The following is a 20,689-nucleotide window of genomic DNA, read 5'->3' as shown; positions in this document are numbered from 1 at the left end:
TAATCCATCCGGGCAAACCGAAATATATCGCCTCTCAACACATAAAGGGTAACGGTGCAGAGCCATGCCCCGTTTTCCTAGCAAGGAGTGGGCAGAAGCCTACTGCCGCGAGCTCAACAACAACCCGAACTACGAGAGGAGCGGCAAAGGATGGGTGTGGCCGATACTCTTCAAGATATCAAAGCTCCCCGAGGAACTCGATAAGGAGTTCGAAGGGAAGAAGCCAGGCTTCATACTTAAGCTGAACAATGGCAAGTGCGAGGGAGTAGAGTGGTACGATGACGCTAGCCAGGCGGACGCGCCCTTCATCCTGTCAGCCACGTACAACGACTGGCTAGACATTATATCCGGGAAGATCAACCCGCTAACCGCCATACTGAGGAGGAAGCTAGTGGTCGAGAAGGGTAACTACTCGGTGATCATGAGGTACCCTATAGCTGCGCTTGAGATGGTTAAGACCGCTCAGCGCGTCGGAGTGGAGTGAACCCGCAGAAGCGTCGAAGCGGGCACACGGAGCAGTCCCCACAGGTGGAGCTAGCACCGGTATCTCCGAGGGGCTTGATGAGGCCGCTCCCGGCTAGTGTTGAAGCCAGTAGCCTAGCCCTGGAGAGGGGGATGCCGAGTTCCCGGGCTATCTGCTCAACGCTTTTTCCAGCTCTAGCCTTTTCCAGGAACTCTACTATCGTGCTAGACAAGCATCTCCACCACGTGATACGTTATAGTAGCGAATAGGATAGCTATTAGTATAGAGTAGATAGCGTAGAGTGCCACTAGTCTCCACGATTTCACAATGCTCCTCATGGCCGCCAGGGTCGCTATGCAGGGGAAGTACAGTGTTATCATTACCAGGAAGCCCACCGCCTGGGGTACTGAGAGGCCGAGTTTCTCAACAGCGACTTGACTAGTCTCCTCGCTATAGCCCAGAGTGATGGCGATAGCGGTCAAAACACCCTCCTTAGCTATAAGCCCATCCACCAGTGCTAGTCCGAGCACCTGGTCTCTGTCCTCGCCCACGCCGATTAGCCTCATGAGGTCGCCCACTCTCTCTCCTATTATCCCGCCATAGCTGAGCGCAGGGTCCTCAGTGTAGCCGGTTGGACCGTAGGAGAGTAGTCCCCAGGTCACGATTGCCAATAGGAAGATTATGGTTCCGGCCTTCTTTATGAAGTGGGCTGTGTTGTCGCGGACATACCACCATATGACTTTCCAGTGGGGTCTATGAACGGGGGGTAGCTCCATTATGAGTTCGGGCTTTGCTTCGTAGGGTATTCTCTTCTTCATATAGATGCGTTTCTGGATGAATCTGGAGGCTATCCAGGCCGTCATCAGTGCCGCGATTAATGCCTCAACGTATACAATAGAGACAGCTATAGTCTGGATGAGAACGCTGTGTATCAAAACGCTGGTTATCGCTATTATGACCGCAAGCCTGGCCTGGCACGGTATGAAGGGGACGGCGAAAGCTGCTCGGAACCGTTCATCCTCGGGCAACCCCCTGGTAGCGTACTCGGCTGGGACGTTGCAACCCATGCCCAGTAGGAGCGGGAAAACGCTGCGACCGGAGAGCCCAAACCTATAGAATAGGGGATGGAAGCTTATCGCCATTCGAGTAGCTATACCGGAATCCTCCAATATACCCAGTGAGAGGTAGACAAGCATAACTAGCGGGAGGAAGCTCAACACGAACCCGACTCCACCTATTATACCGTCTCCGATGAGGCCCGCCCAAGGCTGGGATAGGTGCTCTCCAACAACACCGGATAGACGCGCGAACAGGGACTCCAGCAGGCTAGAGAGGTTGTACTCCTCCAGAGCTCTAGCAGCACCCTCCCACCCCATGTACCTGAAGATCATGTTTAGGGGAAAGCCCGTGTTTAGAGAGAATACCGCCCCAAAGGTCGCGAAGAGCCCAAGGAAGCTGGCAATAGGCCCATAGAGAGGGTGCAGTAGTACGTCGGCGAGCTTCTGCCAGTAGCCGCCCGCTGGCTTTCTCTTAACGATGACACTAGAGGCTAGATCCTCTACGAACTTAAGCCTCCTCTCTGCTAGGTAGAGCTCCGGTTGCAGGGAGACCTTCTTCTCAGCACTCTCGTAGATTCTGCCCGCTTCTTCGAGCACATCGTTATAGCCGAACTCTTCTATTATGTATGCGAGCGCCTCGTTTCTATTTAGAAGTTGCACGGCGATCCATCTGGGAGAGACGTCGAACCGAGCGGCCACCTCTCTTACTCCCGGGTTGGAAGCCAGCCTTCCTATCTCATCCTCTAGTAATCCATAGTCTATGAGGAGAGGCTTCGAGCTCCACCCAGACTCGCCGGTGATGTAGTCGTATAGTAGGTTTAGACCCTCTCCCTCCAGAGCCGACGTGACTACAATAGGCACGCCAAGGGCTTTACTCAGTTGCTCGACGTCAATGTGTATGCCTAGCGTGTGGCTGAGCGCGTGCTTGGTTAAAGCGATAATCGTCTTGTGGGGAGCCATTTCGATGAGCTGGACTATAAGGTTAAGGCTCCCCTCCGGATTCGTGGAGTCTAGCAGTGCTATTATGACGTCGGGTTTAAGCTTGAGTAGGGCTTCGAGTGTAACGTTCTCCTCGGGGCTTGTCGGCACCAGGCCATATGCCCCTGGGGCGTCCACGATACATATACGCTTCCCGTCTGCCTCTAGCCTGCCTATATGTAGGTCAACTGTTACTCCAGGCCAGTTTGCTACGGTGGATGATCTTCCCGTGAGCGTGTTGAACAGGACGCTTTTACCGGCGTTGGGAGCTCCGACTAGGACTACTATCCTGTCGCAGTCCTTTAACTCGCTTATAGCTCCCGACTCTCTTGTCGCCGCGTGGTGGCTGTGCACTTCCTTCATCCACCATCTAGTATGACGGCGTGGAGGCTATAGGTGTGGGGCTATATACTTCGTGAAAGAGTGCTTGTTAGAAGTTCCTTCTAGTCTTTCCCTTCTCTTCGCGGCTCACCTAGCCTAACGCGTAGCTCGTCTATGAAGTGCACGTCTAGCTGTGGGTAGGGTATCTTTATCCCAGCCTCTTCCAGTACTTTCTTCAGCCTGGTCTGTAGCTCTATCTTGGTTGCGAACCAGGCCTGGGTTGGAGTCCAGCATCTCATCTTGAATACTATACTGCTGTCGCCGTATTTGTCTACGAAGACTTCCGGCCCCGGGTTAACTAGGCATAGTGGGTGTTCTTCCATGAACTTCTTCAGGGTGCTGACGACGTGGTCTATATCGGACTCATAGTGTACTCCTATGGCGAACTCGACCCTCCTAGCCTTCATGCGCGAGTAGTTCGTGATTATACTGTTGAATACCTCGTTGTTAGGTATCCTGACGATCGGCCCGTCCCAGGTTCTCAGGAGGGTGGAGAAGACGTTGATCCCTGTTATGATCCCGGAATAATTCGATATCGTGACGGGATCCCCTATCTTCAATGGCTGCTCTATAAGTATCATGATACCGCTGACGAGGTTGCTGAGAGTGCTCTGGGTGGCGAGGCCGACCACGATGCCGGCGAAGCCACCCGCTATAACCAGGGAGCTAAGGCTTATGCCGAAAGGCGTGAGGGCGGCCACCCCAGCGAGTATCAGGAGCGAGTAGTAGACCGCGGATTCCAGGGGCTTATAGACGTGTGCTGGTAGCCTCTGGTAGAGGCTCCTCTTTATCACCAGCTTGACCAGCACCGCGAAGAGGATCCCGGCCACCAGTATCGCTAGCGCCACCAGCACCTTGCCCGCGTTCGTCACGATAGTCTGCTCAAGCGACTCCAGGGACGCTAGGGCGCTGCTAGCCATTGACCATACACCTCCTAGGGCTGCGGTAGATACCTCTTGACGACGTCGACCTTCATCGTGAAGGGTAGCGTGTAGGTGAAGCCGACCGGTATATGCATCCTCCTTATGCGGTAGGGCTCGAAGCGGACGGGTCTAAGCCCGTTCTTGGGGGGCACCTCGAACCTCCTGGTCACCGCCACATTACCCTGGACTGCCACCTCTAGCTGTGGATAATAGAGTCTCCCCTCGTCGTCGACGTAGAAGTCTGCTCCAGAAGCGTTGAAGCCCACTCCAGGCAATAGCACGCTCGACCCCCTCACTATGAAGCGGACGATCGCGGTGCCCTCCTGGTACTCAAGGTCTTCCTCGTCGAATACTGCGCTTGCCTTGTAGTAGCGGGCGAGGGTCCCCTCTACCACATCGCCTATCAGTGTGTGCTTCACTTTAGAGGGCGCGAGCCTGACCAGGGCTAGCTCCCCTGCATACACTTCTATCTCTATGGGTGCTAGCGTCCAGTAGTCCTCGCCCTCCTCGATCAGTATCCTCTTATCGAAGTCGACGTAGATGTAGGGGGTCGCCGAGAGCACCCTATAGATTGCTGGTATCGGGACCGCGTGCACAGGCCGCTCCGGAGGGACCCTCGCCGATACGCATCCATACCTGTCGCAAGCCTCGAGGTCGCCGTCACTGCTTCGCTTGATCTTGATATCGCCGAGGCGGATCTCTTCTCCCGCCATTATCCGCCACGGCACCTTCAGCATTAGCCCCTTCTCCACGCCGCTAGCCCCGTTTAGTTGAAGGCGTTGTGTGTTGGAGAGTAAAATATGGTGGTGGACCCTCTAGGTGCTAGCCTAAATTACAGGTGTATAGTCACGTTAAGCATGGTGTGCTGCTCTTGCCGGCGTATAATATCGTGTCCCTCGGCGTATACGATGGAAGCATGGACTATGTTGGAGACGTGCTACTAGTCGAGGACGGGTACATCAGGGGAGTAAATAGAAGGGCCTCCTACGCGAGAGATATCGTGGTAGAGGGCTACGTGCTTCCCTCGTTCGTAGACGCCCACCTCCACTTGACCTGGATAGGATTGTTGAAGAATGGGGTGGACCTCTCGAATGCCAGGAGCCCTGAGGACGTGGCGAGACAGCTGGCAAGAGCCCAGGGCCCCCTGGCCTATGGGAGGGGCTGGGACCAGGAATCCTTCACCGATAGAGGGACCCTACCAACCAGGAGGATCCTAGACCAGTACATCGATGACAGGCCGGCCGTCGCCGTTAGAGTATGCGGCCACCTGGCGGTAGTCAACACCAGGGCTCTAGAAATGACGCGAGTCCACGAGAAGTATCCGGACCTGGTCGATAGGGAGCGAGGCATAGTATATGAGGATGCCGTCGAGCATGTGGTAAACCAGCTCCTCAACCTAGTAGACGTAGTCGACCTAGTCAAGACTGGGCTAGAAGAGGCATACTCCCACGGGATAGGCGGAGTATCCAGCATGTCATGCCCGCTCTCCGAGGCGAGAGCTCTAAAGGCCCTAGAGGACAGGGGAGAAATGCCACCACTTAGGGTAGCATGCTATCCCAGGACCCGGGACCTCGCAGACTCGATAGCAGTCCTAAAGGGCTCGCTGCAGGCAGCGGTGGCTGGCGTGAAGGAGTTTGCAGACGGGAGCCTAGGTGCTAGAACCGCATACCTCTCCAGGGACTACAGCGACGACCCCGGGAACCGGGGCATAAGGCTGCTGACCAGCAGGGAGATAGTCGATATAGGGGGGAGAGTTCTAGAGAGGGGTCTCAGGATAGCAGTCCACGCCATAGGAGACGCGGCACTCGACGAGGTGATAGAAGCCTACAGCGAGCTACAGCCCGGAGCCTCGGGTAGAGTCGAGCATGCAAGCATAGCGAGGAGAAGCCAGATCCACGAGCTCGCTGGGCTAGGGGTCCACGTCGTGGTTCAACCCCACTTCAGGGTCTCCGACTGGTGGATAGAGGATAGAATAGGAGGCGATAGGATGGAATGGGCATACCCGTTCAAGACTATGGCCGGAGCCGGAGTCAACCTTGCATTCTCAACCGACGCCCCTATCGAGCCTATAGACCCTCTAGCCACCATAAAGGCTGCAATGTCAGAGTGCAGGCAGAGGGCTTGCAGGCCCGAGGAGGCCCTAAGCCAAAGGGACTCCATACGCTACTATACAATCGGCAGCGCCCAGGCCTCCGGGGGTCCGGTGGCGATGCTTGGAAAAGTGGAGGCTGGCGCTCCAGCGAGCCTCATATGGACAAGCACTGATCCGGCCTCCTCCAGGATAAGCCGGGTCTACTGGGTGAGGGTCCCTCCAACAGCTCAACCCCCGGTAAGCGGGCTATAGTTAACCTTAAAGAACCGTACTCGGCAATCTACACTAACCGCGAATACCTCGATGAGGTAGAATAGGGTGGAGTCCTTGGACTGTGATTTATCGCTTACAGGCTTGAGAGCGGCAGTAACGGCGTCTACCAAGGGTATAGGCAGGGGTATAGCCACTGCACTGGCCTCCTGTGGGGCCAAGGTGGTTATAAACGGTAGAGAGCCTGAGGGGGTTGAAAAGGCTCTGGAGTCCTTGAAGGATAAGGGGGAGGTTTACGGGGTAGCGGCTGACCTGTCGAAGGAGGGAGAGGCTGCAAGGTTCGTCGAGGAGGCGGCAGGGCTCCTCGGGGGCCTGGACTCGCTCGTCTACGTCCCGCCACCCGTGCCAGGAGGCAGATTCCTCGCCGTGGAGATGAAGGCTTGGAGACTCAGCTACAGGCTGCTGATAGAGGCCGCTATCGAGGCAGTTTCCACCGCCTACCCCTACCTTGAAAAATCCGAGAACCCCTCCATAACATTCGTAACTAGTATAGCGGCTTGGGAGCCCCTACCCGAGATAGCTACTAGTAGCGTGCTCCGCCCCGGCCTACACGCGATGACGATACTCCTGGCTAGAGAGCTAGGCCCCTCAGGGATCAGGGTAAACGCCATAGTCCCGGGTTATATAGAGACTGACAGGCTACGGGCTGTAGCTGGCATGAGGTCCAGGGAGCTGGGCTCCTCGGTTGAGGAAGAGCTAGCAAAAATGGCTAGGGGGGTCCCTCTCGGGAGGCTTGGGGACCCCTTGGATATTGGATGGGCGGTGGCCTTCCTGGCTTCGCGCAGGGCGTCCTACATTACAGGCGCGTTGGTCCCGGTGAGCGGCGGCCTCCACTCTAGTATTCACTAGTCTTCAACTGGCTCCCAGTACATGATGTCTGTGATGGCCCCGGTCCTCTCCTCTTCTTTCTTGAAGACCGGCCTGACCTTCATGCCAGGGTACACGCTGTCGGGGTCAGCGTTGATCACGCCAAGATAGCCTCCGACCGCGCCTGGAACCGTTATCAAGCCCAGCACCTGTGGCTCTTCAAGCTTGTTCCCGTAGAAGTCCTCGTAGACCACCGTTACCAGGGCTACAGTGAAGGGACCGGTAACCTCTATTACATCGCCCTTGCTCAGCTCCGCGTCGGGGCAGAAGGTCTTAGGCGGTAGGAGGAGTTGATCGCCGCACAGCATGCCTGGCACCTTGCCCCGCTTCAGGAACTCGGCCATCTCCCTCCCGTGTATGCCGGGCGTGTAGAGGTAGTACTCGGTCTCCTGCTTGCCGGGATAGTGTATAACGTCTCCCGGCAGAGCCCTCTTATCCCAGCTCACAGCCCATCACCCCTCCTCCACGGGCTCGAAGCACTCGATGTCGTTAACCGAGCCAGTCCTCTCCTCCGGGGGCTTCCACCTAGGCTTCACCCTCAATCCTATCGCTGATCCATCCATCACCTGCTCCGGCGTGACACCGCATATCCTGTGGAACATTCCCGCGAACTCGTATTGGCCGTCTCTGTAGCCGGGCGCGTCTAGTTTTATTACGCCCACGATCTCGGGCTCTTCAAGCCGGCTCCTATCAGTCGCTATATAACTCACCACGGCGGTATGTATCTCGCCAGTGCCAGGCAGCTCCACCCACTCTGAGGTGGGCGCATGGCAGTACTCGCAGTACGCCCTTGGAGGCACGTAGACTCTACCGCAGACCGGGCACTTGACCCCTAGTATCTTGCCAGCCTTCAATCCCTTGAGGAACCTGGACTGGGCCTGTCCCGCCGAGAACATGTACTTGGCCACAGGCTTGTATCGTATAAGGCCCGGTAGCTCCTCCAGATCCTTCCTCTTCAGGTAGACACCCGGTAGGGGTTCCCTGGGCATTCCACTCTTCCCGCCTTCACTCATCACACACCACCTCCATCCTCTAATTCCCTAAAACAATCACGGTGCCAGCCTGCATTAGATCGCCCCAGGCCTGGGCGACGCCCTTGTGCACCGGCTTCTTTACCTGCCTCTTCCCGGCCTCATAGCGCAGCTGCCAGAATAGCTCTGCGACCTTCATCAAGCCGGCAGCGGCTATCGGGTTGCCTACTCCTAGCAGGCCCCCGCTTGGACTCGTAGGCAGCTCTCCGTCCCTGTCGAAGTATCCCTCCTTGACAAGCTTCCAGGCCTCGCATCTCCTGGCCAGCTGTAGCCCTTCTATGTGGTGTAGCTCCTTGTAGTCGAAGGGGTCGTAGGGCTCTGCAACGTCTATCTCCTTCCACGGCCTCTCTATCCCAGCCATCCTATAGGCCATCCTGGCGGCGTACTCCACGTACCTGGGGTATGCCAGCTCCCTGTTGTACCAGTGGGTGTTGTCAAGCGTCCACCCAACCCCCTCTATCCATACGGGGGAGTCCGTGATCCTGCGAGCCTCCTTCTCCCTGGCTATGACCAGCGCCACGGCCCCGTCGCTGACCGGGCTTATATCTAGCCTGTTAACGGGCCACACTAGTAGCTCGCTGTTGAGCACGTCCTCGACCGTGATCTTAGCCGCGGCCTGGGCGGCTGGATGGTCTAGGGCGTTCCTCTTGTTCTTAACGCTCACGAGGGCTATGTCCTCCTTCTTCGCCCCGCACTTGTGCATGTACCTCCTCATCTCCATGGCGAATATCCATATCAGGTTTGGCCCAAGCGGCCTCTCAAGTATAGGGTCCCAGATGTACGCGAACACATACTGTGGGTGTGGCATGGCAGGGCTCATCTTCTCCTCCGCAACGGCCAGCACCGTGTTGCAGTGCCCGCTAGCGGCGTGCCACCAGGCGGAGATTGGCACCATGACGCCGGTCCCGCCGCCGATGTATATCCTGTCAACCGGCTTCCCGAAGCCTCCAGCTCCATCGGCTAGATACTCCCCGTTGAAGTGTACTCCATCGAAGGCGTCCGGGGCGGTACCGATCACCACACAGTCTATGTCATTCAATGTTAGCCCTGCGTTGTCGAGGGCCTGCTTCACGGCATCCCAAGCCAGCTCCCTTGGAGTCTCAAGGAATCTCCTCCTGAAGAGGGTCATCCCAGCCCCTACAATAGCCACGCGATCCTTCACATGCAAGTTAGCCCTCACACCAACACACCTCCATCTAACCGAACTCTGGGCCGCTCAAAACAGCCACCATGGACGTAGTGGTGGGCGGTCCACGCCAGGAGGCGACGATAGCCCTCTCTACACCGCTCAGCTGGTGGCTTCCAGCCTCCCCCCTAAGCTGTAGCACGGCCTCCAAGACCCTGGCCAGTCCCGTGGCTTCAAGCGATACACCCAAGGAGAGGGTCCCTCCGCTCGGGTTGACGGGGTAGCTGCTGTCCGGGCTGTACTCGCCTTTCTCGAAGAGTTTATGGGCCTGGTCCTCCGGGGCCAGCCCAAGCTCTTCCAAGGCGATTAACTGGTAGTGGCTGGCTCTATCCTCCACCTCGGCGAAGTCCGTTGCCGTCGAGGGGTCACTTATCCCGGCCTGCCTGTAGGCTATCATCGCCGCTATCCTCATGCTAGGCATCCTACCCCAGGAGTGCCACTCCAGGGTACCAGTCCCGGTCTCGGTCGCATATCCAATACCGTCTATGTAGACGGGCTTGTCGGTCAGGGTCTTCGCGACGCTCTCCCTGGCCACTACCATCACTATCGCCGCGTCCGAGAAGCCAGCTATGTCGTACCTGGTCAGGGGGTCTATAACGGGCTCCGCGTCGAGCACCTCGTCGACCCCGATTCTCGCCGCGTAGCTGGCCCTGGGATTCCTTAGGCCAGCGTTACGGTTGCTAGCCGCGACCAGTGCCAGGTGGGCTGGCTCTGCCCCGGCCCTCATCATGTAGGCTTGCGCGTCGAACGCCATCATGAAGAATGGGTGGGCTGGCTTGACCGGTCTGTGGTGTATGGGGTCGAGGGCTAGATCATAGATCTCCCCTAGAGACGCTATGTCGCTCGGCTTCCCATGGGCCTCAACGGCTACGATGTCGAAGTACCCGGTCTGTACTAGCATCACGGCGTTGGCTAGAGCTTGCATTCCGTCTCCCGCTACGGTCACTGTGGGCCTCAGGACCCCGCCTATCGGCTCGGGGGCGAACTCGTCTGCTATCGCTATTCCCTCCCAGAAGTCTTCCTGCGCGCTTAGGAACGCGTCTACGTCCCTTCTGGGGTCTATGCCTGCGTCCTGATAGGCTCTCGTCGCCGCCTCAAACATCATTTCCCGGAACGAGACCTCGGGGGTTGTTGGCTTGAACCCGTACCAACCAACCCCTATGATTGCGGCACGCTCCATAGGAGACTCCTCACCAATCTATACATAGCGGATTTTAGATTTAACAGTTAGGTCTCGGACAGTAAATACATGGGGTGCAAATAGTGGGATACATATGGCGCCCCCCAAGGGAGGTTGTATCCAACGCGAACGTTACTAGCTTCATGGAGAAGCACGGCTTCAAGAGCTACAAGGAGCTAGTGGAGGCGTCTACACGAGACATCAAATGGTTCTGGGGCAATCTACCCGAGTGGATAGGCGTTGAATGGTTCAAGGAGCCGCAGGAGGTCGTGGACCTCTCGAAGGGGCCGGAATGGGCGAAGTGGTACATCGGAGGCAAGCTGAACGCCGCCTACAACACGGTAGACCTCCCCGTTAAACGCTACGGAGCCAGCAAGGAGGCGTTCACCTGGGTGGGCGAAGACGGCGCCGAGAAACGTGTAACCTACGGCGAGCTACGCGACACTGTATGGAGGTTCGCGGCGTACCTCAAGGAGATCGGGGTGGGGAAGGGCGACGTCGTAGCCATATACGCCCCAATGATCCCAGAGTCGATAACGGCTATGCTGGCGGCTCTAGAGATCGGGGCGATAGCCAGCCCGATCTTCTCGGGCTTCGCTCCCTCAGCCGTGGCGCAGAGGCTAGCCGACTCGGAGGCCAAGGTTATGGTCACAGTCGACGGCTACTATAGGAAGGGCCGCAAGATAGTCTTAAAACACAACGCCGACGAGGCCAGGAAGCTTGCAGGCTACCCCTCAAAGGTCGTCGTGATCAAGAGGCTCGGCGTGGACATACCCTGGGACGACGACGTAGACGAGTGGTGGGATGATGCATTATCTGGGAAGAGGCCTGTAGCGGAGCCCGAGGAGATGGAAGCCGAGGACCCGGCGCTCCTACTCTACACCAGTGGAACCACGGGGAAGCCTAAGGGGGCAGTGATAAGCCATGCAGGGACCCTGCTCCAGCCCTCGAAGGAGCACTACTTCAACCTCGACATGAAGCCTGGCAGTAGCGATAGGTTGTGGTGGATAACCGATCTAGGCTGGATGATGGGTCCCTGGCAAGTCTTCGGGGCGCAGTTCCACGGGGTGAGCCACCTAATAGTCGAGGGCGGGATCGACTACCCTAGCAGGGACAGGGTCTGGATGCTGATCGAGAAGTACAAGGTCACCCACTTCGGCTTCGCCGCAACCGTGGCCAGGATGCTCAGGAGCTATGGTACAGAGGAAGTCGAGAAACACGATGTATCGAGCCTGAGGGCCTTCGGGAACACGGGCGAGCCCATAGATCCGCAGACGTGGCTCTGGATAGTGAGGGACGTGGGCCAGGAGAAGCGCCCCATGATAAACCTGTCGGGCGGGACGGAGATATTCGGCTGCTTCGTCCTACCAAGCCCCGTGGTACCGCTTAAGCCGTCGACCCTGTGGGGCCCAGGTCTCGGTATGGACGTCGATGTCGTCAACGACGAGGGCAAGCCGGTCAGGGGCACGCCCGGGTATCTAGTGGCTAAGAAGCCTGCCCCGAGCATGACCAGGGGTCTCTGGAGGGACCCCCAGAGGTATATCGAGACGTATTGGTCCAGGTTCCCCGGCATGTGGTACCATGGCGACCTAGCCCTGATCGACGAGGACGGCTACTGGTTCATACTGGGTAGGGCTGATGACGTGATAAAGGTCGCTGGTAAGAGGATAGGGCCTGCCGAGATAGAGGCTATAATAAACAGGTACCCCAAGGTCAAGGAGACCGCCTGCGTTGGAGTACCAGACCCCGTTAAGGGCGAGGCGATAGTCTGCCTCGTAACGCCGAAGCCCGGCGAGGAGATCACGAGCAGTGACGAGGCCGAGATAAAGGGGCTCGTGGCCCGGGAGCTGGGCAAGCCCTTCACTCCCAGCAGGATATTCCCCGTCGACGACCTGCCTAGGACGAGGAGCGGGAAGATAATGAGGAGGATCATACGGGCCATAGCCCGTGGAATGGAGGTTCAAGCGAGCCCCGTGATGGAGAACCCCGAGAGCCTGGAGTATGTGAGGAGGGTCTTCAAAGAGCTTATGAAGAGCGGATAAAGCTATACAGCCTTTTTTAATATATAAATTAATATTATTTGGTTGCATAGAGGTGTTATGACGTTGTCAGGCGGCATAGCTGGTAAACTAGCCAAGGGGCTTGAACTGGAGAAGATGCTGGTAGACTCGATATGGAGTGGGCTAGGAGACTTCAAGGGCGTGGTGGAAGATGTCAGCGATATAATATCGAGCGAGGTAGGAAAATGCCACGAAGGCTTAGTCCGTAGGCTACTAGAGCAGAGAATACTAGTACACCCCCCGGTGAGCGGCGAGACATGCGGTCCATTGATAGTCTACAAGGACAACTTCATGAGATCCGGGGAACCTGCAAGCCTAGGCACAGGCTACCTCACCCTACACCCCCAGACAACCTCATGGCTCCTTGAGAAACTCGCCAGCGCAGGGTTCAAGCTCCTTGGGAGAGGCAACATGCACGAGCTAGGCCTAGGCACCACCAACGTCAACCCGCACACGGGAACGCCGGTAAACCCTGTGGCGCCGGGTAGGATAACTGGGGGCAGTAGCGGCGGCCCGGCGGCAGCCGTAGCCACGGGAGAGGTATACCTTGGCGTGGGAACCGATGCCGCTGGGAGCATACGCGTGCCAGCGGCATTCACGGGAGTCTATGGCGTTAAACCCGTTATGGACGAGACCAGTGATGCCGACTTCTACACAGTCATGCCTAGCCTTGAAACCGCTGGTTTCCTGGCAAAGACGCCCCTACACGTGGTACCTCCACTATACCTGGCTGGACTGATCGAATTAGAGGAGGTCCTCCAAGCCTACAAGAAACTCGCCACTAGGAAGGCCACGATTGGAGTATTCAAGTTCACCCGGAGGATCTCCGAGGAGGTCTCTGAGGCCTACCATCGGGTCCTGGCGCTCCTAGACGAGGCCGGGCTCACGTATCGTGTTATACCGGAGGGTAGGCTAGCCTGGTTTATGGCTGCGGAGAGGCTTAGAGCGATAATAGCCCTTAGAGAAGCGTATTTGAGCCTATACCGCGAGTACAGGGTCTTCAGCGATGTTATGGGAGATGATATTAGGCTGATACTTGATCTGGGTTCTCGCATTGACCACGCGCTCTACATGGAGGCCCGGGGTATGCTTGGGAGGGTTAGACGCTTGGCGAGGCTGTTGCTGGGTGAGTATGACCTGGTGTTGCTTCCAACGGTTCCAAGAGATGCGCCTAAGCTAGACGAGGTGACCCCGGAGCTTTCGGCGTCATCAACGTTTACGTGGCTTACGGGTCCCTTCAATGTGCTAGACTTGCCAGCGGCTAGTGTTCCTATCTGGAGTGTCAGGCTCCCGAGCGGTATCCCCTTCCCCTTGCAGTTGGCTTCTGCCTCGTCTACGGGGGCCCTGGTGGGCTACTCGATATTACTTTATAAATTCTTAAATAAATAAATATATGATTTTTGTATATATGTGGTACATACATTCTATAGCCTAATGGATTAATAGTGGGATGGATCAATGGTTAGGAGTCCGGTGAACTCCTTGCCCCAGGGTAAGGAGTCCTCAAAGCGTCCTTGGCTGGAAGTATTCGGAGAAAAGGCAGAAGCCTGGGTCCGGAGCTGGATGCCCGACCCATTCATATTCGCAATAATACTAACAATAATAGGAATGATAATAGTAGTATGGGTACTAGACACGCCAAAACACCTGGGATGGGGAGGAACAGTAAAATTCCTAGTGTACAGCGCATGGTACGGAGGCTTCTGGAAGCTGCTAAAGTTCAGCATGCAAATGACACTAATACTCGTAACCGGCTACGTCATAGCATACCACCCCTACATCTACAGGGGGCTATCGAAGCTAGCCGGATGGCCCAAAAACACCAAACAGGCAGCAGTACTCGCCGCACTGGTATCAATACTGCTCTCCTACATAAGCTGGGGCCTAAGCCTAATAGGCGGTGCAGTGCTGGCGAGGGAGATAGGGAGACAAGCCTACTTCAAGAAACGCAAAATCCACTACCCCGCAGTGGTGGCAGCGGCATACGCTGGCCTCGGCCTCACATGGCACTGGGGTCTGACGGCTAGCGCGTCCCTGCTAATGAACACGCCAGGCTACTTCCTGGGGAAGGTGGTCAAGGAGCTATACGGCAGGGAGACTATACCGTTGAGCGAGACGATATTCCACCCCTACACCATAGCAAACTTCATACTAGTCACCATATTCGCCATGATAATCTTCTGGTTCATCTCCCCAAGCCACGAGAACGTCAAGGGCATCGAGGAATACGACCCCAAAGCCGTGGAGAGAGAGGAGGAAGTACCCCGCTTCGAGAAGGTTGAGGCAAAGACCCTAGCAGACAAGCTAGAGAACTCCAGGACGCTAGCCTACATAACCGTACTACTCGGCCTCATAGCCATAGGCTACGACCTAGGCACGAAGGGAATAAGCAGGGCCCTAAACCTCAACACGATGAACTTCATCTTCCTGATATTCGGACTCCTACTCTACGGCAACCCGATAAGATACGCCAGGGTATTCTACAACAGCGTACGCTCGGCGGCGGGCGTCATACTCCAGTTCCACTTCTACGCCGGTATATTCGGGCTATTCAACACGAAGCTGCCAGCAACCGGCGTTAGCGCCGCGATGATCATAGCCAACAAGATAGCCTCCGTAGCAACCCCGACGACATGGCCGATAGTAGCTTGGCTGATAGCCGGTCTAGTCAACATATTCGTCCCCAGCGGAGGAGGAGAGTGGGCCGCGATAGGCGAGATACTGATCAGAGCCGGCCACGCCCTAGGAGTACCGATAGGGAAGACAATAATAGCCTACTCCGTAGGAGACGCCTGGACCAACCTGCTCCAGCCCTTCTGGGCCATCCCACTGCTCCACATAACCAATACTAGGGCTAGAGACGTCTTCGGCTACACGCTGACACTAATGCTATTGATAGCCCCGGTGATAGCCCTCGGACTATTGCTAATCCCCTACTAGGCAAGAAACAATAAATATTTTATATTTATTTTTCATTCTTGTTTTCTATGCCGCTAGTGGTTGGTGCGGAGACGATCTTCACCAAAACCTTATCAGCCATACCCCTGCCAAGAGCCACCTCCACGCCCCGCACCCTAACAATCACCGGGCTCCAGGGGTAAGTCATCAAGTTCTCGACAACCTCAAGCTCGGTGCCAGGAGCGATGCCGAGACTCAGTATACGATAATAGGCCCCCTGACCGGCTACTATAGCCCTCACAACCACACGAGCCCCCTGAGGGGCTAGGCTAAGCGGCGTAAGGCCTGGCTCCAGCTCCGGAGGCTGCAGTACCTGGGGAGGAAGCGGCCCCCATCCTGGGCCCCATCCCATCCTGCCTCTTCCACGTCCTCTACCCCACCAGTTCCAAGTCAATACCCTTCCCCATGAATACATGGGTTGGCGAGGCTATATCACTCTATGGTATAGGCTCTCGTCCTGAGGCGTCAACTGTATACCACCTGGTCATCCCCCATCATTATTAAACCGGGGGCCCTACATGTGACCTGGATGCAGATTGGAGAGTGAATGCGAGGAGAGAGGATACCGGTTAATGCGGGGTATAATAGATACCCTTGAAGTAATCCTAGCCACGATACTAGCTGCCGCGATCCTCATAGCATCGGCCAAGCTAATCAAGCTGATGTACATCGACCTAGTAGAGTCCGAGCTGAACAAGACGAAGGTGCTAGAGATACTAGACATGATACTGCTACTCCTCCTAGCAATAGACATACTCAGGACCCTCCTAACCGCCGTGGTCAGGAGGCGCTTCCCGATAAGGATAGTCATAGAGGCCGCGATGCTAGCGGTCCTCAGAGAGATAATCAGCGTAGAGATACGGCACCTGGACTGGTCGATGCTGGTCTCGCTCGGCGTGGTATTCCTCATATTATCGTTCATGTGGATCATCATAGGCAGGCTGGAAACCCAGGGGAAGCTGAGGGAGGCCATGGCCACCTAGCCGCCAGCCACCGGGGGGAACACGTCGACAACATCGCCATCCCTCAAGACGGTATCCAAGCCATCGAGGAACTCTATATCCCTCCCATTAACCAGGACCTTATACATCTCCCTAACCCTCCCATCCTCCAACACAACCCCGGCAAGCCCTGTCCTGAGGAGCAGGTCGATCACCCTAGAGCCCCGAGGCATACTAACATCCATAGCGCGTCTACCGACCGCCTCAATCAAAGTGGCATAGACTCTTAGTTTAACGCTAATAGCCTCCAAGCCCGACCCACCTAGAAATACACTATGGGATGAGAGGATTATATCACGGGATATAGCCACCCAGGGTTTACTCGTCGCTCATACGCTAGCCCGACTCACCTACTGGTTTAGCGTGTAGTAGATTCTCCTCCTCTTCCTACCCTTACTCTCAAGCCTCAATAGCTTCAACCCGCCGATCTCACAGGTGTTCCTCACGTGTGGGCCCCCATCAGCCTGGACGTCGACTCCAGGTATCTCGACTATCCGCAGCCTATTGGCGCCTGGAGGCATCTTCTCGGCAAGCTTCACCAGGCCCGGTATCTTTAGAGCCTCCTCCCGGGGCAGCCAGTAAATCTTGACTTCGAGGCATCTACCCGCTATCTCCTCGGCCTCCTCCAACGCCCTCCGGAGGACCTCCTTCCAGTCGCCCTCAACCATTGATAGATCAAAGTCATCCCTAGCCTGCTCTGGCGAAATATGGCCGCCCGTCACCAACGCTCCATACCTCTTGTAGAGGATCGCCGCGAGTATATGGCTCGCCGTGTGTAGCTTCATCATACGATACCTCCTCTCCCAGTCTATCCTACCCACAACCCGGTCTCCCGGCTTGAGCCTGTGGCCCGGCACTATGTGGACTACAACGTCTCCCTCCGCTACGGTGTCGACGACCTTGTAAATGCCTAGGGGTCCCTCAAGCACTCCTCTATCCGCGTCTAGCCCTCCGCTGGGTCTGGGGTGGAAGGCCGTCCTATCCAATACTACGCGGTCCCCCTCGACGGAGACGACTCTGGCCTCGAACTCCCTCAGGTAGCTGTCCTCTTGGAAGAGGAGACGGGTGCCCTCCAAAGCACTATACACCGGGATACACTAGGCCCGGGGGCGGCTCTTAAAGCAACGCCCCCCCCGGAAGGGTATTACCGGGGTCGTCCACCAATACACGACGCCCAGCCCTATCACTCCCTAGGGCCTCGGGAATTGATTGAATCCAACAGAGCCATGGTGTATGCCGACAGGGTTATGACCCACGGTTTCAGGAGGCTAATGGACGCGTTCACGACAGCCATAGGCATAGGTATAGCCTACGCCCTCCTAGTTAATCCAGGCCATCAGGTCGCCCTACTAGCGGACCTCGTGTTCGCTGGGCTCCTCCTCGTAATCGGGATACTCTCTAGGACCCCCCTGGCCCTCGTGATCCCGTCGAGCCTCCCCATACTCCTAGTCTCCAGTACGCCCCTAAACCCGGACTATGCCCTCATTGCCGGGATAACGGTTATGGGTGTCCGGGGGTTGAGGCTCGTCTATGACGTAAGGGAGATTTTATCGGGGATGGGGAGGCTCGGCCGGCTGCTCGATTCTGTCATAATCCAGGCCGGCCTGCTCGCTATGATAACCGTGCTCGGAGGGAGCCTAACCATCTACATAGTAGAGTACGGGGCCCCCGGCAGTCACGTACACTCCCTGACGGATGCGTTGTGGCTTACGCTAGTCACGATAACCACGGTTGGCTATGGTGACATGGTCCCGGTCACGCCCGAGGGCCGGATGGTGGCCAGTATGCTCATGCTGGTCGGGATCGGCATGTTCACGTTCTTCCTATCGACCCTAGCGGCGGGCCTGGTGAGGATTGTCATGGTCGAGGGCGAGGTCTCGCCTCTGGAGGGTAGGAAGAGGCTGTTGATAGAGCTGATAAAGAGGATAGAGGAGCTCGACGATGACGAGTACGAGGTGCTGAAGAAGCACCTAGACGTCCTATACACTATAGCCACCGCCGATAGGAGGGCCGTGATAAAGATCGACTTGTCCCCGGAGACCCTGGGTGTGCCCTCGAACCTCGTCTCGACCCTGGAAGAGGGCGGGCAAGAGGCTTAGGATGCAGATATAGACTTAATATGGATGCTGATTAATCATAGACGCCGGTGGTTGTACCGGTTGTCGACTATGCCATTAGACGTGAGAGGCCTGCGGAAGTCCTTCGACGGCATCGAGGCACTACGCGGCGTAAGCTTTACGGTGAACGAAGGGGAGATATTCGGGTTAATCGGGCCCAACGGGGCTGGCAAGACCACTACCCTCCGTATAGTGGCTGGCCTATTGAAGCCCGACGCCGGCCGAGTATCAATTTATGGATTGGACCCGTTCCAGGACGAGGTCAAGGTGAAGAGGATTATCAGCTACCTGCCCGAGGATGCCGGCGTCTATAGGCACCTCAGGGGGATAGACTTCATAGAGTTCATCGCCGAGGTATACGCTGAGGATAAGAGCCTCGTGAGGGACATGGTGGACTACGCGGTCAAGACCTCGGGCCTAGGCACCAGGCTATACGATCCCATGAACACCTACAGCAAGGGGATGAAGAGGAGGCTCCTACTAGCTACAACGCTAATGACCAGGCCCAGGCTAGCGATACTAGATGAGCCGACCAGCGGCCTAGACGTGTACCACAGCGTCGTCATGAGGAACACCATAAAGGACTACGTCAGGGAGTCGAGGGCCGCCATACTATTATCAAGCCATAACATGCTTGAAGTAGAATACCTCTGCGACCGGGTGGCCTTCATAAACAGGGGACGCATAATCGCCTCCGGGAAACCAGAGGAGCTCAAGAGAACCTACGACGCAAAGAACCTCGAAGAGGCATTCATCAAGGCAGTCGAGGGGGAGGCGGGGCTAGAATGAGCAAGGTCTGGGTGCTTGTAAGGAAGGAGATCAGGGAGCTGTTAAGGGAGAGGATAGTCTTATTCGGCCTCCTCCTAGGCCCCCTGCTCATGTATGCTGTGATGGGAGGCGTAGCCTCGGCCTCGTTCTCCCAGGTAAGCCAGCAGGCCGCTTACAAGCCCAGGATAGCGGTCCTTACGAGCGACACCTGGAAGCCCGGAAACATAACAAGGGCCCTAGCGGAAGCCCTCGGCTCCCCCATATACACGACCGTAGACCCGGAGACCCTGCTTGGGAAGGGGTATGACGCGGTCCTAGTGATACCGCCTGGATTCGACGAGGACCTGTTGAAGGGGGTACAGGCTAGTGTCAGCCTCATCTACAAGCCCCGGACTCTGAGCTACGCTGAGCTCAGCAAGCCGGACCAGATAACGGGTATAGTGGATTCTATAGTGAAGTCTATCGTGGCTGAGAACCTGAAGAGGTACATGCCCGGCATAACCCCGGAGTTCCTATCTAGCCCCGTACGCTTCAACACGCAATTCTACTATAAGGGGGAAACGGTTTCGCCGCAGCAATTGATGGGGCTCGTGATGGGGGTCAGCATCGCGCTCCCCCTGGCGGTGCTCATGACGGCGATCGCGTCAACTCAGGTGGCCGCTATAAGCTTTGGCTTGGAGAAGGAGGCTAAGACCCTTGAGAAGCTGTTCACGCTACCCGTATCGAGGCGCTCCCTACTCCTGGGCAAGCTCATAGCTGTCACGGTCCTAGCTATTGGAGGCGTTATCAGTTACATGCTCGGCCTATACATCTACATGAGGATGGTCATGAACGTGGCCGCCGCTGGAGGGGGAGAGGCGCCTACTAGCATAGTGTTACCGGGCTACGTCCTGGGCCTCCTCGCGCTCGGCCTCGCCCTCACACTCTACACCAACATAGTGATCGGCTTCATAATCGGCTCACAGGCCGGAGACGTGAGGAGCAGCCAGATGGCGGCCAGCTACATAAGCTTCATCCTAGCCATACCCCTCTTCCCCATGTTCATGGGCCTCGACCTCACACAACTCCCAGCAACACTCAAAGCCGCCATCTCGATAGACCCATACGCCCTACTAGCCATGTTCGTGTCAGCAGGGATAACGGGGAAGCAGACCATAATAGCGCTATCGGGCATCGGACTAGTCATCCACGGCATAGCCTGGACCCTGATAGCGGCCAGGCTACTAAGCCCGGAGACCATGATAGTAGGCCACCCACTCCTCAAGAGGATCTCCAGGTACATGGCCGAGAGGCGTAGAAGGAGCCTCCTATCCACCTAAACACCCGTGGCCCTCTCAAAAGCCCATGGGCCCGGGC

Annotated in this window: 21 protein-coding genes; 10 read left to right on the top strand and 11 right to left on the bottom strand. The window is 56.7% G+C overall.

The window, feature by feature from the left end; translation table 11 throughout:
* Nucleotides 1-64: 64 nt before the first annotated feature.
* Nucleotides 65-484, top strand: coding sequence for an SCP2 sterol-binding domain-containing protein (locus F7C38_06180; protein ID MCE4601136.1), 420 nt, complete (start codon nucleotides 65-67; stop codon nucleotides 482-484).
* On the opposite strand, the gene F7C38_06175 is transcribed toward F7C38_06180, so the two are convergent.
* From F7C38_06175 to F7C38_06160, 4 genes are all read right to left on the bottom strand, one after another.
* The gene (locus F7C38_06175) at nucleotides 453-695 is read right to left on the bottom strand and encodes a helix-turn-helix domain-containing protein (GenBank protein ID MCE4601135.1); all 243 of its coding nucleotides are present in this window, start codon (nucleotides 693-695) and stop codon (nucleotides 453-455) included. The two genes, F7C38_06180 and F7C38_06175, sit on opposite strands and share 32 nt — an antisense overlap.
* Nucleotides 688-2,862, bottom strand: a complete 2,175-nt coding sequence (gene feoB, locus F7C38_06170; GenBank protein MCE4601134.1) for a ferrous iron transport protein B — start codon at nucleotides 2,860-2,862, stop codon at nucleotides 688-690. The genes F7C38_06175 and feoB overlap by 8 nt, the downstream gene beginning before the upstream one ends.
* 80 nt (nucleotides 2,863-2,942) lie before the next feature.
* Nucleotides 2,943-3,800 carry a mechanosensitive ion channel family protein gene (locus tag F7C38_06165; GenBank protein MCE4601133.1) on the bottom strand — a complete coding sequence of 286 codons (858 nt, stop codon included), beginning with the start codon at nucleotides 3,798-3,800 and terminating at the stop codon, nucleotides 2,943-2,945.
* A 14-nt stretch (nucleotides 3,801-3,814) separates the two neighbouring features.
* Nucleotides 3,815-4,555, bottom strand: coding sequence for a DUF432 domain-containing protein (locus F7C38_06160; protein MCE4601132.1), 741 nt, complete (start codon nucleotides 4,553-4,555; stop codon nucleotides 3,815-3,817).
* Between the two features lie 119 nt (nucleotides 4,556-4,674).
* On the opposite strand from F7C38_06160, the gene F7C38_06155 reads away from it, so the two are divergent.
* Both F7C38_06155 and F7C38_06150 read left to right on the top strand, forming a co-directional pair.
* Nucleotides 4,675-6,147, top strand: a complete 1,473-nt coding sequence (locus F7C38_06155; GenBank protein MCE4601131.1) for an amidohydrolase — start codon at nucleotides 4,675-4,677, stop codon at nucleotides 6,145-6,147.
* 75 nt (nucleotides 6,148-6,222) lie between these two features.
* Entirely contained in the window at nucleotides 6,223-7,014 is a 792-nt protein-coding gene (locus F7C38_06150; GenBank protein MCE4601130.1) for an SDR family oxidoreductase, read from the top strand.
* Here F7C38_06150 and F7C38_06145 read toward each other — a convergent pair.
* The 4 genes from F7C38_06145 to F7C38_06130 are packed head-to-tail and all read right to left on the bottom strand — an operon-like array spanning nucleotide 7,011 to nucleotide 10,429.
* Complete coding sequence (locus F7C38_06145) at nucleotides 7,011-7,478, bottom strand: Zn-ribbon domain-containing OB-fold protein (GenBank protein MCE4601129.1); 468 nt, start codon at nucleotides 7,476-7,478, stop codon at nucleotides 7,011-7,013. The two genes, F7C38_06150 and F7C38_06145, sit on opposite strands and share 4 nt — an antisense overlap.
* A gap of 6 nt (nucleotides 7,479-7,484) precedes the next feature.
* Nucleotides 7,485-8,045, bottom strand: a complete 561-nt coding sequence (locus tag F7C38_06140; GenBank protein ID MCE4601128.1) for a Zn-ribbon domain-containing OB-fold protein — start codon at nucleotides 8,043-8,045, stop codon at nucleotides 7,485-7,487.
* 19 nt (nucleotides 8,046-8,064) lie between these two features.
* Nucleotides 8,065-9,243 carry a thiolase domain-containing protein gene (locus F7C38_06135; GenBank protein MCE4601127.1) on the bottom strand — a complete coding sequence of 393 codons (1,179 nt, stop codon included), beginning with the start codon at nucleotides 9,241-9,243 and terminating at the stop codon, nucleotides 8,065-8,067.
* Between the two features lie 16 nt (nucleotides 9,244-9,259).
* Complete coding sequence (locus tag F7C38_06130) at nucleotides 9,260-10,429, bottom strand: thiolase domain-containing protein (GenBank protein ID MCE4601126.1); 1,170 nt, start codon at nucleotides 10,427-10,429, stop codon at nucleotides 9,260-9,262.
* Between the two features lie 83 nt (nucleotides 10,430-10,512).
* Here F7C38_06130 and F7C38_06125 point away from each other — a divergent pair, with 83 nt between their 5' ends.
* From F7C38_06125 to F7C38_06115, 3 genes are all read left to right on the top strand, one after another.
* The gene (locus tag F7C38_06125) at nucleotides 10,513-12,471 is read left to right on the top strand and encodes an AMP-binding protein (protein ID MCE4601125.1); all 1,959 of its coding nucleotides are present in this window, start codon (nucleotides 10,513-10,515) and stop codon (nucleotides 12,469-12,471) included.
* Nucleotides 12,472-12,534: 63 nt separating this feature from the next.
* Nucleotides 12,535-13,878 (top strand): amidase, encoded by a 1,344-nt coding sequence (locus F7C38_06120; protein ID MCE4601124.1) that lies wholly within the window; start codon nucleotides 12,535-12,537, stop codon nucleotides 13,876-13,878.
* Between the two features lie 93 nt (nucleotides 13,879-13,971).
* Nucleotides 13,972-15,429, top strand: coding sequence for a short-chain fatty acid transporter (locus F7C38_06115; GenBank protein MCE4601123.1), 1,458 nt, complete (start codon nucleotides 13,972-13,974; stop codon nucleotides 15,427-15,429).
* A gap of 25 nt (nucleotides 15,430-15,454) precedes the next feature.
* Here the strand turns inward: F7C38_06115 and F7C38_06110 are convergent, their stop codons facing one another.
* Complete coding sequence (locus tag F7C38_06110; protein ID MCE4601122.1) at nucleotides 15,455-15,841, bottom strand: ferrous iron transport protein A; 387 nt, start codon at nucleotides 15,839-15,841, stop codon at nucleotides 15,455-15,457.
* A 142-nt stretch (nucleotides 15,842-15,983) separates the two neighbouring features.
* On the opposite strand from F7C38_06110, the gene F7C38_06105 reads away from it, so the two are divergent.
* The gene (locus tag F7C38_06105; GenBank protein ID MCE4601121.1) at nucleotides 15,984-16,430 is read left to right on the top strand and encodes a phosphate-starvation-inducible PsiE family protein; all 447 of its coding nucleotides are present in this window, start codon (nucleotides 15,984-15,986) and stop codon (nucleotides 16,428-16,430) included.
* On the opposite strand, the gene F7C38_06100 is transcribed toward F7C38_06105, so the two are convergent.
* Together F7C38_06100 and F7C38_06095 are read right to left on the bottom strand one after the other, a co-directional pair.
* A complete protein-coding gene (locus F7C38_06100; GenBank protein MCE4601120.1) occupies nucleotides 16,427-16,699 on the bottom strand; it encodes a MoaD family protein in 273 nt (90 codons plus the stop codon). The two genes, F7C38_06105 and F7C38_06100, sit on opposite strands and share 4 nt — an antisense overlap.
* Nucleotides 16,700-16,798: 99 nt before the next feature.
* A complete protein-coding gene (locus F7C38_06095) occupies nucleotides 16,799-17,524 on the bottom strand; it encodes an alanyl-tRNA editing protein (GenBank protein MCE4601119.1) in 726 nt (241 codons plus the stop codon).
* Nucleotides 17,525-17,653: 129 nt separating this feature from the next.
* Here F7C38_06095 and F7C38_06090 point away from each other — a divergent pair, with 129 nt between their 5' ends.
* From F7C38_06090 to F7C38_06080, 3 genes are all read left to right on the top strand, one after another.
* On the top strand, nucleotides 17,654-18,547 hold the full coding sequence (locus tag F7C38_06090) for a potassium channel family protein (protein MCE4601118.1): 894 nt from the start codon (nucleotides 17,654-17,656) through the stop codon (nucleotides 18,545-18,547).
* 69 nt (nucleotides 18,548-18,616) lie between these two features.
* Nucleotides 18,617-19,354 carry an ABC transporter ATP-binding protein gene (locus F7C38_06085; GenBank protein MCE4601117.1) on the top strand — a complete coding sequence of 246 codons (738 nt, stop codon included), beginning with the start codon at nucleotides 18,617-18,619 and terminating at the stop codon, nucleotides 19,352-19,354.
* Nucleotides 19,351-20,652, top strand: a complete 1,302-nt coding sequence (locus tag F7C38_06080) for an ABC transporter permease (GenBank protein ID MCE4601116.1) — start codon at nucleotides 19,351-19,353, stop codon at nucleotides 20,650-20,652. Before F7C38_06085 ends, F7C38_06080 begins: the two co-directional genes overlap by 4 nt.
* Nucleotides 20,653-20,689 lie beyond the last annotated feature (37 nt).

It is taken from the genome of Candidatus Thermodiscus eudorianus (assembly GCA_015521085.1).
Taxonomy (GTDB): Archaea; Thermoproteota; Thermoprotei_A; order Sulfolobales; family Acidilobaceae; genus Thermodiscus; species Thermodiscus eudorianus.
The sequence above is the reverse complement of the archived record's forward strand: the minus strand, read 5'-3'. Positions and strand labels throughout refer to the sequence as shown.